The 15988-nt window shown below is 53.7% G+C and carries 16 protein-coding genes; 7 read left to right on the top strand and 9 right to left on the bottom strand.

What is annotated here, in order from left to right:
- Nucleotides 1-42 precede the first annotated feature (42 nt).
- The 3 genes from RG807_RS16465 to RG807_RS16455 all read left to right on the top strand — a co-directional run bounded on the left by RG807_RS16465 (nucleotide 43) and on the right by RG807_RS16455 (nucleotide 2821).
- Nucleotides 43-843: a peptidoglycan DD-metalloendopeptidase family protein gene (locus RG807_RS16465; protein WP_309045879.1), complete on the top strand. Its 801-nt coding sequence runs from the start codon at nucleotides 43-45 to the stop codon at nucleotides 841-843.
- A gap of 157 nt (nucleotides 844-1000) precedes the next feature.
- Nucleotides 1001-2014, top strand: coding sequence for an RNA polymerase sigma factor RpoS (gene rpoS, locus RG807_RS16460; RefSeq protein WP_309045851.1), 1014 nt, complete (start codon nucleotides 1001-1003; stop codon nucleotides 2012-2014).
- Nucleotides 2015-2248: 234 nt separating this feature from the next.
- Nucleotides 2249-2821: a chalcone isomerase family protein gene (locus RG807_RS16455; protein ID WP_309045850.1), complete on the top strand. Its 573-nt coding sequence runs from the start codon at nucleotides 2249-2251 to the stop codon at nucleotides 2819-2821.
- A 70-nt stretch (nucleotides 2822-2891) separates the two neighbouring features.
- On the opposite strand, the gene nth is transcribed toward RG807_RS16455, so the two are convergent.
- The 8 genes from nth to metG are packed head-to-tail and all read right to left on the bottom strand — an operon-like array spanning nucleotide 2892 to nucleotide 11139.
- The gene (gene nth, locus RG807_RS16450; RefSeq protein WP_309045849.1) at nucleotides 2892-3530 is read right to left on the bottom strand and encodes an endonuclease III; all 639 of its coding nucleotides are present in this window, start codon (nucleotides 3528-3530) and stop codon (nucleotides 2892-2894) included.
- Between the two features lie 28 nt (nucleotides 3531-3558).
- On the bottom strand, nucleotides 3559-4272 hold the full coding sequence (locus RG807_RS16445) for an electron transport complex subunit E (protein ID WP_309045848.1): 714 nt from the start codon (nucleotides 4270-4272) through the stop codon (nucleotides 3559-3561).
- A 2-nt stretch (nucleotides 4273-4274) separates the two neighbouring features.
- Nucleotides 4275-4976, bottom strand: coding sequence for an electron transport complex subunit RsxG (rsxG, locus tag RG807_RS16440; RefSeq protein WP_309045847.1), 702 nt, complete (start codon nucleotides 4974-4976; stop codon nucleotides 4275-4277).
- Between the two features lie 2 nt (nucleotides 4977-4978).
- The gene (rsxD, locus tag RG807_RS16435) at nucleotides 4979-6031 is read right to left on the bottom strand and encodes an electron transport complex subunit RsxD (protein ID WP_309045846.1); all 1053 of its coding nucleotides are present in this window, start codon (nucleotides 6029-6031) and stop codon (nucleotides 4979-4981) included.
- Nucleotides 6032-6052: 21 nt separating this feature from the next.
- Nucleotides 6053-7891: an electron transport complex subunit RsxC gene (gene rsxC, locus RG807_RS16430; protein ID WP_309045845.1), complete on the bottom strand. Its 1839-nt coding sequence runs from the start codon at nucleotides 7889-7891 to the stop codon at nucleotides 6053-6055.
- Entirely contained in the window at nucleotides 7891-8463 is a 573-nt protein-coding gene (rsxB, locus tag RG807_RS16425) for an electron transport complex subunit RsxB (RefSeq protein WP_309045844.1), read from the bottom strand. The genes rsxC and rsxB overlap by 1 nt, the downstream gene beginning before the upstream one ends.
- Nucleotides 8464-8478: 15 nt before the next feature.
- Nucleotides 8479-9060, bottom strand: a complete 582-nt coding sequence (gene rsxA / locus RG807_RS16420; RefSeq protein ID WP_200204228.1) for an electron transport complex subunit RsxA — start codon at nucleotides 9058-9060, stop codon at nucleotides 8479-8481.
- Between the two features lie 36 nt (nucleotides 9061-9096).
- Entirely contained in the window at nucleotides 9097-11139 is a 2043-nt protein-coding gene (metG, locus tag RG807_RS16415) for a methionine--tRNA ligase (protein ID WP_309045843.1), read from the bottom strand.
- Between the two features lie 140 nt (nucleotides 11140-11279).
- Here metG and apbC point away from each other — a divergent pair, with 140 nt between their 5' ends.
- The 4 genes from apbC (at nucleotide 11280) to RG807_RS16395 (ending at nucleotide 15162) form a co-directional block, all read left to right on the top strand.
- Nucleotides 11280-12380: an iron-sulfur cluster carrier protein ApbC gene (gene apbC, locus RG807_RS16410; RefSeq protein WP_435404686.1), complete on the top strand. Its 1101-nt coding sequence runs from the start codon at nucleotides 11280-11282 to the stop codon at nucleotides 12378-12380.
- 267 nt (nucleotides 12381-12647) lie between these two features.
- Nucleotides 12648-13214 (top strand): dCTP deaminase, encoded by a 567-nt coding sequence (dcd, locus tag RG807_RS16405; protein ID WP_200204240.1) that lies wholly within the window; start codon nucleotides 12648-12650, stop codon nucleotides 13212-13214.
- Nucleotides 13211-13810 (top strand): YjaG family protein, encoded by a 600-nt coding sequence (locus tag RG807_RS16400; protein WP_298446780.1) that lies wholly within the window; start codon nucleotides 13211-13213, stop codon nucleotides 13808-13810. Before dcd ends, RG807_RS16400 begins: the two co-directional genes overlap by 4 nt.
- 74 nt (nucleotides 13811-13884) lie before the next feature.
- The gene (locus tag RG807_RS16395; protein ID WP_309045841.1) at nucleotides 13885-15162 is read left to right on the top strand and encodes a valine--pyruvate transaminase; all 1278 of its coding nucleotides are present in this window, start codon (nucleotides 13885-13887) and stop codon (nucleotides 15160-15162) included.
- Here the strand turns inward: RG807_RS16395 and RG807_RS16390 are convergent.
- Nucleotides 15159-15911: a DUF3108 domain-containing protein gene (locus RG807_RS16390; protein WP_309045840.1), complete on the bottom strand. Its 753-nt coding sequence runs from the start codon at nucleotides 15909-15911 to the stop codon at nucleotides 15159-15161. The genes RG807_RS16395 and RG807_RS16390 overlap by 4 nt on opposite strands.
- Nucleotides 15912-15988: the final 77 nt, after the last annotated feature.

The following is a 15988-nucleotide window of genomic DNA, read 5'->3' as shown; positions in this document are numbered from 1 at the left end:
GCCCAGTTTACCTTGTGGGTTTCTCAAAACAGTCGAGCCTGCCTGTTTCTGTTGGGGTTCCTCATACTCTCGGGTGCCTTGTCTGGCTGTAATACCCAGGCCCTTCACCAAGACGATATCTACAACCCTCCGGTGTACTGGGGGCGCCATGTTGTGCGCCCGGGCGAGACTTTGTACGGCATTGCCTGGACTTATGGGCGCGATTACCGAGAGCTGGGCAGCGCCAATGGAATCAGTCCACCCTGGACTATCCGTGCAGGGCAGGTGCTTCGCCTGGATCTTCGCGGCACCGCTCAACCAGACAGTAATTCACGGGTCGCAACGAAGCCAACCAAACCAACGGGCACCACGTCGGCTGGAGCGACCCGGGCTACCCCCCCTGTACCAACGCCTGCAAATACCCGGAAACCTGCGGTTACTCGTAAGCCTGATACGTCTGCACCAATTGCGTCGCGAACCCAAACTGTGGCCGGAGTTTCATGGCGCTGGCCACACTCTGGCACCGTAATTGCAGGCTATTCAGCATCCGGGAAAGTCAACAAAGGCGTTGATATTGCGGGGAAAGCCGGGGATGCTGTTAGATCTTCCGCAGATGGAAGTGTGGTCTATGCCGGCAATGGTTTGCTTGGATACGGCAATTTGATTATTGTGAATCATAACGAGCGTTATCTGAGCGCTTATGCTCATAATCGAAAGATTCTGGTCAGCGAAGGAGAGGGGGTGATAGCCGGGCAAGTCATAGCAGAACTTGGTAGTAGTGGTGTAGATAGGCCGAAGTTACATTTTGAAATTCGAAAAAATGGAAACCCGGTTGATCCAGCACATTATCTGCCACCTCGTTAGTGACAAGCCTGGTTCGACAAAAATAAGAAGAAAAGGTGGTCAAAGCGCCAAACTGGCCACTGAAGAAGTCCTGAATAAAAAGCGAAGTATCCAATGTCCGCAATAAAAAGAAGTATCGGGCGAAAAAACAGGATTGTTGAAAGGCGGGGTAATAGATATGTCAGCAGAACAAGAAGATATCATTATTGATCGCATAAAAGATGTTGATGGCTCTACAGACGTTGAAGATCCTGAGGAGCAGCTTCTCGCAGAAGAAGAAAACGATAAGACGGCCCCAGAATTGACTGAGGTTGAAGGTAAGTTCTCCACCAAAGGTAGCTACTACAGTAGTGCCGCCAAACAGCTGGATCCTACGCAGCTTTATCTCAATGAAATTGGTTTTTCGCCACTCCTGACTCCGGAAGAGGAGGTCTACTTTGCACGTCTTGCGCGTAAAGGAGAGGAGTCTGGCCGCAAGCGAATGATTGAGAGTAACCTTCGGCTGGTTGTGAAAATAGCACGGCGCTATGTGAATCGTGGTCTGACCCTGCTGGACCTGATTGAGGAGGGTAATCTCGGCCTGATTCGTGCAGTCGAGAAGTTTGATCCGGAGCGAGGCTTCCGCTTCTCTACCTATGCAACATGGTGGATCCGCCAGACAATTGAGCGGGCCATTATGAACCAGACCCGCACCATCCGGTTGCCTATCCACGTAGTTAAAGAGCTCAACTTGTACCTGCGGGCGGCCCGAGAGCTGACGCAGAAGCTTGATCACGAGCCAACAGCCGAAGAAATTGCCCAGTTGGTCGGCAAGCCAGTCAATGATGTAAAACGAATGCTAGGCTTGAATGAACGTGTTGCATCCATGGACACGCCCATTGGCCCCGGCGGCGAGAAATCCCTGCTTGATACTGTCGCGGATGAAGGTGCATCTGATCCTGCCGATGTGTTGCAGGAAAACAACATGAGCGCCTGCATTGGGAAGTGGATAGATCAGCTGAGTGAAAAGCAGCAGGAAGTACTGTCCAGACGGTTCGGGCTTCGGGGCTACCCGGTAAGCACGTTGGAAGAAGTTGGGCAGGAAATTGGCCTGACTCGCGAGCGAGTTCGTCAGATCCAGGTAGAAGCGTTACGGCGCCTGCGTGAGATTCTGGAAAAGGAAGGACTCACAGGAAACCTTTTATTTAAATAGCTTTTCTGACGAAGCACCCTGAACGCCGGCCATGCCTCATGGTCGGCGTTTTGTGTTTTACTGACGTTGAAAACGTATTTCTGCAAAAACAACTCGCTAAAAGTAACCCTGCAAATGAGAACCAGGTGGCGCTTCACCCCACGTGGTCGTTGGTAGAATAACAACGCCGGGGGCTAAGGATTTGTACTTGGTGACGAATGAATTCTCATAATAATGACTGAAAAGGAAAGGACTATGAAAAAAGCGTTTTTGACGGGCTTTGCATCTCTTATATTGGCAGCCACACTTTCAACACCTGCAGCAGCACTAACAGTTGGCGGTGTTGACGTTCCGGATACTTATACTGCTGGCAGCACTGAGCTTCAGCTGAACGGTGCGGGTACCCGGTCCAAGTTTTTCATGGATCTGTACGTTGGCAGTCTTTATGTGCCCCAAGCGCAGAAGGATGGCACTGCCGTTGTTGAAGCGGATGAGCCTCAGGCGATCACGCTGCATATTACTTCCGGCATGATCACCAGCGATCGCATGACTGAAGCAACCATGGAAGGCTTTGAGGCCTCAACAGATGGTGATATGTCATCGGTTAAGGCAGATATTGATCAGTTCATGTCTGTGTTCAAAGAAGAGATCAAAGAAGGTGATGTGTTTGATCTTGTCTATGTGCCTGGCGAAGGTGTAAATGTACTGAAAAACGGCGAGCAAAAAGATACGGTGGGTGACCTGGCCTTCAAAAAGGCGCTGTTCGGCATCTGGTTATCTGATGTTCCTGCACAGAAGAGCCTGAAAAAAGAAATGCTGGGTAAGTAATAGTAGAACTAGTTCAGTATCCCACTAAAAAGCCGGCAACAGCCGGCTTTTTAGTGCACAAAACGATTGTTTACTGATAATCGTTTTTGTCTTTAAACTCACAAAGATCCTCAATGATGCAGGCACCGCACCTGGGCTTTCGTGCTACGCAGGTGTAGCGCCCATGTAAGATAAGCCAGTGGTGCGCATCCAGTAGAAACTCCTTCGGTACCAGCCGCATCAGACGCTTTTCTACTTCTAGTACGTTTTTCCCCGGAGCGATGCCCGTGCGATTCGATACCCGGAAGATATGGGTATCTACAGCCATAGCTGGCTGACCGAACGCTGTGTTGAGGACCACGTTTGCGGTTTTTCGGCCAACCCCGGGGAGGGCTTCAAGTTCCTCCCGGTTATCGGGGACAACGCTGTCGTGCTTTTCAATCAGCATGCGGCACGTTTTGATAACGTTTTCAGCTTTGGTATTGAACAGCCCGATGGTCTTGATGTAGCTCTTCAGGCCATCCACGCCCAGCGCCAGTATGGCTTCCGGCGTGTTCGCGACAGGGTAGAGTTTGTCGGTGGCCTTGTTGACGCCGACATCCGTTGCCTGGGCAGACAGAATGACGGCAATGAGCAGTTCAAACGGGTTGCTGTAATTCAGCTCGGTTTCTGGCTTGGGGTTGGCATCCCGAAAGCGAGAGAAGATTTCAATGCGTTTTTCTTTGTTCATGGTGTTTCGTTACGACTCCGATGACAAATCATGAGACGTTTCCGGTAACGCGCACGCGCTTGCTGCCGGGTGTTGTTGCTGGCTGGAGCGTCTTTTTACGTTCCTTGAGATGGCGGTCAATACCGTTTTTCATGGCGATCAACAAGCCGAGACCGACGAAAGCGCCGGGCGGCAATACCATGAACAGCATATCCGGGTAGTTTGCAAAGGGCTCGATAACCCAGTCTGAAGCCATGGGGCCGAGTAGCAGGTGCATATCAACAAACAGCGTGCCTTGCCCGATCAGTTCGCGCATACCGCCGAGAATGATGAGCACGACGAGAAAGCCTGCGCCCATCATCGCGCCGTCGAGCAGTGCAGGGCCTGGAGCGTTGCGTGACGCAAAAGCATCAGCTCGGCCAAGGATGGCGCAGTTGGTGACTATGAGGGGGATAAAAATACCCAGAATCTGGTACAGCTCGTAGGTGTAGGCCTGCATCAGCAATTCTGCACAGGTTACGAACGACGCGATAATCATCACGAATGCAGGTAGCCGTACTGACTCACTTACGAAGTTCCGGATCAGCGATACTGCAAGGTTCGAACCCATCAACACCATCAGAGTGGCAAGCCCCAGGCCAATCGCATTAACGACAGTGCTGGTAACCGCAAGAAGCGGGCACAGCCCCAGTACCTGAACCAGGGCAGGGTTGTTGTCCCAAAGCCCATCGCGAATGATCTCATTGGAGGTTTTAGTGGCCATGATCAGAACTGCTCCACGTTCAGGGATTCATCTGTCAGATCTCCGGGTGTAACCACCGGGCCTTGTCCGGACGGAGTGCTATTCAGTTGCGCCTGGATTGCCTGCTGGTTCTGACGGAAATAAATCAGTGATTTCTGTACTGCCTTCACTACTGCTCTCGGAGTGATGGTGGCCCCGGTAAACTGGTCAAAAACGCCGCCGTTCTTTTTCACGGTCCATTGCTTTGGTGCAGGGTTCCCGAGAGAACGTCCCTCAAAGTGTTTGACCCAATCCGATTTACGGGTTTCTATCCGGTCGCCCAGCCCCGGGGTTTCCTTGTGTGCGATAACACGTACACCCAGAACCTTTCCCTCAAGATCGATACCGACCAGCAGCTTGATAGTGCCTGAATAGCCGTCTGGTGCAACCGCTGGCATGATCATACCGACTGGCTTTCCGTCCTGGCGAGCTACCCATACTGTGACCGGCCCTTCGGTAGCCAAACGATCGCTGGCAGGCAGTACCAGAGTGTCTCTGAGCAGATCGTTGTTGTGGTCACTCTCAGGGATAATCTCGAACAGTGCTTTGGCTTCTGCTCTGGCAGCTTGTTCCTTGATACGTTCACTGGTCAGTGCTTGTGTAAATGCAATGGTGCCGCCTGTAATGACTGCAAATATGCCAAGGCCAATGGCGCTGCGCCGAATGGATTGAATCATGGTCGCCATGATCAGCTCCTGCCTCCGCCGAAAAAGCCCCTGCGGGCCTTGTGGTGGCCGTAGGTTCGCGGCGGCGTGTAATGGTCGATAAAGGGCACGGCAAAGTTCATCAGCAATACACTGAATGCAACGGCATCCGGATAGTTGCCCCAGCTCCGGATGAGATAGATAAGTACGCCAATACCCGCACCATAAATCATTTTGCCCTGATGGCTGGTGGCCGCAGATACTGGGTCAGTGGCGATGAAAAACGCACCGAGCATGGTGCCGCCTGCCAGCAAATGCAGTGAAAGCGGTGCGAACTCATCAGCGTTGCTACCAAAGGCCAGGCTCATAACGATCAGCGCGCCCAGAAACGCGGCCGGAATGTGCCAGGTGATAATTCTGAGGCCGATCAGCAAAAGCCCGCCGGCCAGAAAGGCAGCATTCACCCATTCCCAACCCTTGGCAAAAGCATCACCAAACGTGGGGTGGACAAGAACTTCCTCTGCAGTGTGAGTCGCAATTTTATGTTTGTATTCGTCGAGAGGGGTGGCCATGGTCCAGCCGTCAACCGCTGTTTGCTGTCCTGAGGCAATAGCCGCCAACGTATCTCCGAAGCCAGGTGCCTTGTCCCAGAGCATTGCCGGCTCAGCCCAGTTGGTGGTCATGGCAACCGGGAACGAGATCAGCACCAGTGCGTAGCCCACCATGGCGGGATTGAAAGGGTTAGAGCCCAGCCCGCCATAAAGCTGTTTGGCAATCACTATTGCGGAAATGACCGCCACTGCGGATACCCACCAGGGTGCAAACTGTGGCAGGGAAAGCCCCAACAGCAGCCCGGTTACGGCGGCTGTGTTGTCTTTGAGAACAAACGCAATCGGCTTGCTGCGCAATTTGAGAACAGCGGCTTCCGAAGCCAGGGCGATAGCGATGCACCAGGCAACGTTGATGAGATTGCCCCAGCCGAAAAACAGGGTTTGTGTCAGCAACCCGGGCAAGGCCGCGAGTATGACCCACAGCATCACCTTTGAGGTAGGGCGAGCCTTGTGAGCATGGGGTGAAGACTGTTGAACAAACGCCATGAAAATCGGGCCTGATTCAGATTATTTGATGGATTGAGGTTCAGTGTGAATTGCCAGCGTTTTGCGTGCATCCGCAAGGGCTTCTTCAGCCCGCTTAACCCGGTCGTGGTTCTTGGCAACGGCTCGTTCAAGCTTATCCACGTTGTCTGCTTGTTGTGCTTTTGCATCTTCAAGCATGGCCTGCATGGTTTCCAATTTGGACTGCGCCTGCGAGAACTGTTTTTCCAGCGCATCCAAATCGGGCGTTTCCTGTTCTGCCTCTGGGGGAGGAGCTGCCTTTGCATTGCTGGCTTCAGAGTTGGCTTTTTTGCGTGCCAGGGCCTGCTCCACCAAAGCAGATTTCGCTGCTCGCTCGTCGACAGCCTCTCCGCTCGCTGCAGACTGCTCCGCCTCTGCTTTCTTTTGGGCCTGAGCTTCTGCAGCGGCTTTGGCGCGCTCTTTTCGGCGCAATTCTTTCTCCTGCTGTTCGCGTTCAAGCCTTTGCTGGCGGGCTTCGAAACGCTCCCGTGCTCTATCTGCTTTCAGCTGTTCTGCCCGCTGTACGCGGATCTCGCCTTTGGCATAGCGATAGTACTGCACCAGCGGGATGGAACTGGGGCAAACGTAAGAACAGGCACCGCACTCTATGCAGTCGAACAAGTTCAGATGCTCTGCTTTTTCGAACTCTGCCGCTTTGGAATGCCAGAACAATTGCTGCGGTAGCAGTTCCATGGGGCAAACCTCTGCACATTGGCCGCAGCGGATGCACGCTTGCTCCGGTGGCGGTGCAGGCAACTCACTGGCGGTCGCAGCAATGATGCAGTTACTGGTCTTGATAACCGGCACCGCTGTGGTGTTCAGGGTGTAGCCCATCATGGGACCACCCAGAACCAAGCGACTGACCCGGTCTTGCTGCAAGCCGGCCTGTTCCAGCAGATAAGCCATTGGTGTACCCAGCAGCACTTCAAAATTACCCGGGCTGTCAGTGGCTCCACCGGTTACCGTAACTACTCGACTAATAAGCGGCGAACCTTCAAAAACAGCATCAGCCACGGCTACGGCGGTGCCAACGTTCTGGCACATGACACCTATATCTGCCGGGATGCCGCCACTGGGCACTTCCATGCCAGTGAGGATCTGGATCAGCTGCTTTTCCCCGCCTGAGGGGTATTTGGTCGGGATAACCGCTATTTCAATTTGCGTACCTTGAATGGCATCGCGCAGTGCTGCGGTGGCTTCCGGTTTGTTGTCTTCTATACCGATTACGCAACGCTCGGGTCGCAGGATCCAGGCCATTATCTTTAAGCCGGCCACAACCTTGCCCGCTCGTTCGCGCATGGTCATGTCGTCAGCGGTAATGTAAGGCTCGCATTCGGCGCCGTTGAGGATCAGCGTGTCGACTTTACGATCCCTGGGCGGCTTCAGTTTTATATCCGTCGGAAACCCCGCTCCCCCCATGCCGGAAATACCGGCAGAGTGAATAATGCCAAGCACCTGATCCCGCTCAAGAGTGCGGTAGTCGCTGATCGGGAAGCGCTCGCACCATTCATCCTTGTCGTCGGGCTTCAAAACGATGCATTGGTCTGACATGCCAGAAGGGTGAGGTACCGGGTAGTCGCCAATGCGTTCTATCACGCCAGATGTCGGTGCGTGCACTGGAACGCTCATACCATAGCTTACGTCGGCAATTTTCTGACCTTTCAGGACGACATCGCCAACCGCCACTATAGGTTCTGCAGGTTCACCAATATGCTGTTGCAGTGGCAGTACCAACTGCCCAGGAATACCTGCGGATTGAATCGGCCGGCCGGTAGAAATCTGCTTGTTCTCTACGGGATGAATGCCGCCGCTAAAGTCCCAAAGCTTGATGGTTGAGGGCATCAGGAGTTGGCCTCCTGTTTGTCGGTAGTGATAATCCGGGGTTGAGACCAGGTCCATCCGCGGATATCCGGCTCGATAGTAATCATGTCGATGCAATCAACCGGGCAGGGCTCCACGCACAGATCACAGCCTGTGCATTCACTTTCGATAACCGTGTGCATGTGTTTTGCAGCCCCAAGAATTGCGTCTACCGGGCAGGCCTGAATGCACTTGGTGCAACCTATACATTCATCTTCCCGTATAACGGCAACCGTGCGCGCCTGTTCTACGCCGTGTTCTGCATCCAGCGGTTGAGGGTCTATATCGAGCAGGTCGGCCAGCGCTTTGATGGTGGATTCACCGCCGGGAGGGCATTTATTGATGGGCCCACCATCGGCAATGGATTCAGCATAGGGGCGGCAGCCGGGGAATCCGCACTGGCCACACTGGGTTTGCGGCAACATGGCATCAATCTGTTCCACCAGCGGGTTGCCTTCAACCCGAAAACGCTCCGAGGCGAAACCCAACAACGCGCCAAACGCCAGGGCAAGGCCAAGCAGAACCAGAACGGCGATAAGAATGCCTGTCCACATAAAACTGCGTCTCCGTTAAACGCTGACCAGGCCGGTAAAGCCCAGGAACGCCAGTGACATCAACCCTGCGGTAACCATGCCAATCGCGGCGCCCTGAAAAGACACCGGGACATCAGACACGGCAATGCGCTCGCGCATTGCGGCAAAGAGCACCAGTACCAGCGAAAAGCCGGCGGCGGCGCCAAAACCGTAGAGTACTGATTCAACGAAGTTGTTGTTTTTGTTCAGGTTAAGAAGCGCTACGCCGAGCACGGCGCAGTTGGTGGTAATCAGCGGCAGGAAAATACCCAGCACGCGGTAGAGCAGAGGGCTGGTTTTACGTACAACCATTTCGGTGAACTGAACCACCACGGCAATCACCAGAATGAAGGTGATGGTTTTCAGAAACACCAGATCCAGAGGTGCCAGCAGGTACGTGTAGGCAAGATAGCTGCATACCGATGACAGAGTCAGCACAAACGTGGTGGCCAAAGACATGCCCATGGCGGTCTCCAGCTTGCCTGAAACCCCCATGAAGGGGCACAGGCCAAGAAACTGCACCAGTACGAAGTTGTTCACCAGAATGGTGCTGACCAAGATCAGTAAATATTCTGTCATTGTTGCATCACCGGATCGCTCTGCCTCGACCTTTTCTTACATTACACGCATGCCGGGCGTGGCACCCGAATCAGGAGACAGGATAAAAATATCCTTGCCGCCCGGGCCTGCCGCCAGAACCATGCCTTCGGACATGCCAAACTTCATTTTCCGGGGTTTCAGGTTGGCAACCATTACGGTCAGGCGACCCTCCAGATCCCCAGGCTTGTAAGCAGACTTGATACCAGCAAACACGTTGCGCTCGCCTTGCCCCAGGTCAAGCGTCAGGCGAAGTAGCTTGTCTGCTCCTTCTACATGCTCGGCTTTGACTATTTTAACCACCCGCAGGTCTACCTTGGCGAAATCATCAAACTCGATTTCATCAGCAATAGCTTCGCTGGTGTCCTGCTTGTCTGCCTGAGCTGGTTTGCCGATGGCTGCAGGCATCTCTTCTTTCGACGCATCCAGCATCTTTTCGATCTGTGCCATGTCTACCCGGCTCATCAGAGGGCTGAACTTGTTGATGCTGTGGTTTTCCAGCCGCTCGCTGCGATTGTTCCAGTCCAGCTTCGCGTTGAGGAAGTCTTCCGAAGCCTTGGCCGTCTCTGGTAGCACAGGGGCGAGATAAGTCATTAACAGGTGGAACATATTCAGGGCGTTGGTGCAGATGGCCTGCAGTTTTTCGTCCTGACCTTCCTGCTTGGCTACGACCCAAGGCTGCTCATCGTTAACGTACTGGTTGGCAATGTCTGCCAGCTCCATGATGCGGCGCATAGCACGGCCAAACTCCCGAGCCTCATAGAAGGCTTCCAGCTCAGCGCCTGCCTCGATAAAGCTCTTCAGCTTGTCGTGTTCGGTCACTTCGCCAAGCTTTCCATCAAAGCGCTTTGTAATGAAGCCCGCGCTGCGGCTGGCAATGTTGACGACCTTGCCTACCAGATCCGAATTAACTCGGGCGGCAAAGTCTTCCAGATTCAAATCCATATCGTCCACGCCACCGGTCAGCTTGGCTGCAAAGTAATAGCGCAGATATTCCGGGTTCAGGTGGTCCAGATAAGTGCGGGCCATAATGAACGTGCCCCGGGATTTGGACATCTTCTTGCCGTTAACCGTCACAAAGCCGTGCGCCCACACCGCCGTAGGTGTGCGGAAGCCCGCATCGTGTAGCATTGCCGGCCAGAAGAGGGCGTGGAAGTTGATAATATCCTTGCCGATAAAGTGATAAACCTCGGCAGTGGAATCCACCTTCCAGAAGTGTTCGAAATCCACGTCTTCCCGGTTGCAGAAGTTTTTGAAGCTTGCGAGATAGCCAATAGGCGCATCCAGCCAAACATAGAAAAACTTGCCGGGGGCATCGGGGATTTCAAAGCCAAAGTAGGGTGCATCACGGCTGATGTCCCATTCTTGCAGGCCTGCATCAAGCCATTCAGCAAGCTTGTTGGCAACCTGAGGTTGCAGCGCGCCACTGCGGGTCCACTGAGTCAGGAACTCGGTGAATTCCGGCAACTTGAAGAAGTAATGCTCGGAATCCTTCTCAATTGGTGTAGCGCCGGACACTGCAGAGCGTGGGTTGATCAATTCAGCAGGTGTGTAGGTTGCGCCGCAAGCTTCGCAGTTATCGCCATACTGATCGTCAGTTTTACACTTGGGGCATGTGCCCTTGATGAATCGATCCGCAAGAAACATGTTCTTCTCTGGGTCGAAGAACTGAGTGATGTTGCGAGTCGCGATCTTTCCGTTCTGTTGCAACTGGCGGTAGATGTACTCAGAGAAGTACCGGTTCTCCTCCGAATGGGTGGTGTAGTAGTTATCAAAGCGGATGTGAAACCCGGCGAAATCCTGTTGATGTTCCTCACGGATGCGGTCAATCAGCTGCTCGGGAGTGATGCCTTCCCGCTCGGCACGAAGCATAATGGCGGTGCCGTGAGCATCATCGGCGCAAACGTAGTAGCAAGTATGGCCTCGCATGTTCTGATAACGCACCCAGATATCGGTCTGAATGTATTCCAGCAGATGACCCAGGTGAATGGGGCCATTGGCGTAGGGCAGTGCGCTGGTAACCAGAATATCGCGCTGTTGCTTTGAACTCGCTTGCGTCATGGTGTGTCCGAACCTTTCATCAGAGTAAGGGTTGTATGGTCAGAAACGGGCACAGATGATACCTTTTGAACAGATAATTTTCACCCGAAACACCTGTTTTCATGCCGAAAACCCGCATGAACTTATTTACGGAGAGCCAGATGACACAGATTTCAGAGCAGGCCCTGCAAGCGGCCGTTCGTGAATACCGAGATCCCTACCTGGAAAAGGATCTTTACGAGTTGGGTGCCGTAAAGTCACTGGTAGTTGATGAAACGGGCAAGGTTACGGTGATGGTAGAGTTGTCATATCCGTCTAAAGGCATCGCAGGCGGCTTGAAACAGCTGGTTGCCAACGCGTTGGAAAACGTTGAGGGGGTTGAGTCCGCTGAAGTGCATGTGGCTCAGAAGATTCATTCCTATAAAGTCCAGAAAGACCTGCCATCCGTTCCTGGCGTCAAAAACATCATTGCAGTTGCCTCCGGTAAAGGCGGTGTTGGCAAATCCACCACAGCTGTCAACCTGGCCCTCGCCCTCCATGCCGAAGGTGCTCGCGTAGGCGTGCTCGACGCTGATATCTATGGCCCGAGCATGGGCATGATGCTGGGGGTCCCCGAAGGCAAACGCCCGGATGTACGAGAAGAAAAGTACTTCGTTCCCATGCAAGCCCACGGCCTCCAGTGCATGTCCATGGCCTTCGTAACCACCGACAAAACCCCCATGGTATGGCGCGGCCCTATGGTCAGCGGTGCTGTCATGCAGCTCTTGCAACAAACCCTGTGGGATGAACTCGACTACCTCATCGTCGACATGCCCCCAGGCACCGGCGACATCCAGCTCACCCTGGCTCAGAAAGTCCCGGTTACCGGTGCAGTGATCGTCACCACCCCTCAGGACATAGCCTTGCTTGACGGTAAACGCGGCATAGAAATGTTCCGCAAAGTTGAAATTCCGGTACTGGGCGTTGTGGAAAACATGAGCGTGCATATTTGCAGCAACTGCGGCCACGAAGAACACCTCTTTGGCGACGGCGGTGGTGAGCGCATTGCCGATGAATACGAAACGACTCTGCTGGGCCAACTGCCCTTGCACATGACCATTCGCGAACAAACCGACGGCGGCAAGCCCACGGTAGTTGCCGTACCTGAGTCGGAAGTAGCGCTCCGTTACCGCGACATTGCCCGCCGGGTTGGGGCTGAGCTTTCCACAAGGGAGCGAAACCTCAGCGGCGCTATCTCAAGTGTGTCCGTAAAATCGCATTAAGCGTCGACGCTTAATGCAGCGGATTTCACCAAGGCATGCTCGCGATCACAGGTACAACCGTCCAAAAATGTCGAAGGCCAAGGACGGCCGAAGACAAGCGCACATGGATGTGCTCGTAGCGGTTTTTGGACGGTTGTACCTGTGATCGCAGTCGCCGGGCAGTTCACCCCTGTAACCACCAAATCCCGGTAATTAAGGGCTTCGACAGAACCCAACCGAACAGGTAAACTACGCCCCAATTTTCCCAAGTAGAAACGAGATTTCGCCATGAGCATCAAAGCTGACAAGTGGATTCGCCGAATGGCTGAACAGCACCGCATGATCGAGCCCTTCGAAAGCGGCCAGGTTCGTGACGGTGAGCAAGGCAGGGTTATCTCCTACGGCACCTCAAGCTACGGCTACGACGTACGTTGCAGCAACGAATTTAAAATCTTCACCAACGTGCACTCAGTTACCGTCGACCCCAAAAACTTCGACGAAAAAAGCTTCGTAGACTTCACCGGCGACGTTTGCATCATCCCGCCGAACTCCTTTGCCCTTGCGCGCACCGTCGAATATTTTCGTATTCCCCGCAGCGTACTCACCATCTGCCTGGGTAAATCCACCTACGCGCGTTGCGGCATCATCGTAAACGTCACACCGCTGGAACCGGAGTGGGAAGGGCACGTAACCCTGGAGTTTTCCAACACCACCAACCTCCCGGCGAAAATCTACGCCAACGAAGGTGTGGCCCAGATGCTCTTCTTTGAATCTGACGAGATTTGCGAGACCAGCTACAAAGATCGGGGCGGAAAGTACTTTGGCCAGACTGGCGTAACACTGCCAAAAACATGAACGCCAACCAGTTTCTTAAAGCAGTAGCCCAATTGCAGGGGTGGCGTGAATGCGCCTTCCTGCTGGCACTTGCCGAGCGCTCGTTTCCGAACTACGCGCTCTTTGCCGAAGCGGTTGACTTGAAAACTGGCGGAAAAATGCACCAGATACTCGATCTCGCCTGGGGCACACTACAGGAAGATGTAGCCGAATCCGCCATACCGCAACTGCTGGTAAAGCTCGAAGCCTTGTCTCCGGATGTGGGGGCTTATGACGCTTATGGTGTATACCCGGCGTTTGATTTCTGTCAGCTGCTAGAGCAAGCGTTGCTGAATCGACTGAATCCCTCAAAACACCGTGCGACAGAAGCCTCGCAATTGGCAACGAGTACGGTAATGAGTTTCATTGAGCTGTCTGAAGGTGACGGGCTGGAAGAATATGAGCTGGTCCGCCTGCTCGACTCACACCCCCTGATGAAAGAAGATAAAGCCTTTCAGCGCAACCTCGTGCTTGAGCTGAAACGCCAGCGCACCCCAGTAGAGCAATTTATTACCGAAGTTCGGGAAACTGCTGCCAACGACGGCGTCAGTAATCTTGGTATCTCGCCAGGAGACTGAATCCTTCCCAGTCTTGGAACAGGTTTTCGCCACTCCCGCTAAATGTTCAGTACCGACCCTATGGATGCAAACCCATGAAACTCTCCACTTTTGGCCGTAAGTTCACCGCCGACGCAGGCATCACCTCGCTGATGGATGATCTGGGTAACGCCATGGCGTCTGGCGACGACATGATCATGATGGGGGGTGGGAATCCGGGGCACATCCCTGAAATTCAGGCGCGAGTGCAGGAAATTTTGGCGGACATGAGCAAGAGCGAAAGCGACGTTCGCCGGTTGGTGGGAATATACGATCCCCCCCAGGGAGAAAAGCAGTTTATTGCCTCACTGGCAGACCTGCTAAGCCGTGAGTATGGCTGGGATCTGAAGCCGGAAAACATCGCCCTGACCAATGGCAGCCAAGCCGCTTTCTTCATGTTGTTTAACATGTTTGGTGGCGATTACGGCGAAGGTCAGCGAAAGCATATACTCCTGCCACTGGCGCCTGAGTACATAGGTTATGCTGATGCTGGTATTGAGCCGGGGTTATTTCACGCGGTGCAGCCCGATATTTCGTTCACCGATGCTCACGAATTCAAATACCGTGTGGACTTTGATGCGGTAGAAGTAACGGGAGAGACGGGTGCCATTTGTGTATCCCGACCAACCAACCCGACCGGCAACGTGGTGACCGACGAAGAGTTGGCCCGGTTAGAGGAGATGGCGCGTCAGCACAACATACCGCTGATTGTGGATGGGGCCTACGGCACACCTTTTCCAAGCCTGTTGTTTGTAGATGCCAAGCCCACCTGGAACGAACAGATTATCCTTTGTCTGAGTTTGTCCAAGCTTGGTTTGCCGGCTGCCCGCACCGGGATTGTGATTGCTTCAGCGCCCGTTATCAAAGCGCTGTCTGGAATCAACGCAATCATGAACCTGGCAACGGGTAGCTTTGGTGCCATGCTGGCCGAGCCGCTGGTGCGTTCCGGCGAAATTCTCTCATTGAGCCGGGATGTCGTTTGTCCGTTTTATAAGCGAAAGATGGAGCGGGCGGTAGCCGCGTTTCGTGAGGCCATGGGCGAAGACAGTTGTCGCTGGTATGTGCACAAACCTGAGGGCGCCATGTTCCTGTGGCTGTGGTTCCCGGATTTGCCCATCACCAGTCTTGAGTTATACCAGCGGCTAAAAGCCCGGGGCGTTCTGGTGGTTTCAGGGCATTACTTCTTCCCGGGATTGCCGGAGGATGGCTGGAAACACCGTGATGAATGCTTGCGTGTGACCTATTCCCAGGACGACGAGCGGGTAGCGCAAGGGTTGCGGATTATCGCTGATGAGGTTAAGGCTGTTTGGGCTGAGGTGGGCCGGGAGGTTTAACCTCCCAAGTCCACATTTTTTAGTTTGAGTTCGTACTTGCTGCCGTCTGGTTCAACCTGAAGCAGACGCACCAGTACGAACTGGCTGGCCGGATCAAACCACATTAAGGTTTCGCGTTTGGAGTTTTCACGAACCTTCTCGGCTTTGAGCAGTGATGATTGGGCGCCATCTGAACTGCTTGCGTTGTCGTTCACAACGGCAAACCGCTCACTGTCAATTTTACCGCGATCCAGAACCTGATACTCCATCTCGCGCTTTCCGTTCAGAACATCCTGGTGCAGTTGCACCTGAAAGCCAAGAGGATCGAGAAGACCTTCCTGCAGCTCTACGTTGAATGATTTGCCCCTGTAATCTCCCGTGGCTACCCCGGCCTTCCAATCGAAATCGATAGATTGCGTTCTGTCTTTAATAAGGAAGCCAGACAGGCGATATCGATATCTGAGGGGAACAACCTTGCCATCCTCCCATTTAAGTATCAGAGACTCGTCCAGATCGGCAATAAAAGACTTTACCTCTGTGCGGTACAGCCAGACATCATTGCCCTGGGAGGTGAGGATGCGTTTGGCGCTGCCATTCAGGGAGACGCCCTTTTCCATGGATGCGCCATAACTGACCTCAAAAGGAAATAAATCCGGGGCTGGCTCCGCCTGTGCAGCGTTACTTAGCAGCAGTGCGAGCGCGCACAGGAAGCTGGCTGCGATGTTTCGGCCTGTTTTCAGGGAGGGTGCAATAACTAGAGCTGGAAACATGTCGTTGACCTCGAATCCTTCAAGTATGCTGAAAGTTTAGCGGGTCGGTGGGCATCGCGTGGTGACAGTCTGTTAAG

Origin of the sequence: Marinobacter sediminicola, from assembly GCF_031157525.1 — a bacterium.
GTDB lineage: Bacteria > Pseudomonadota > Gammaproteobacteria > Pseudomonadales > Oleiphilaceae > Marinobacter > Marinobacter sediminicola.
The sequence above is the reverse complement of the archived record's forward strand: the minus strand, read 5'-3'. Positions and strand labels throughout refer to the sequence as shown.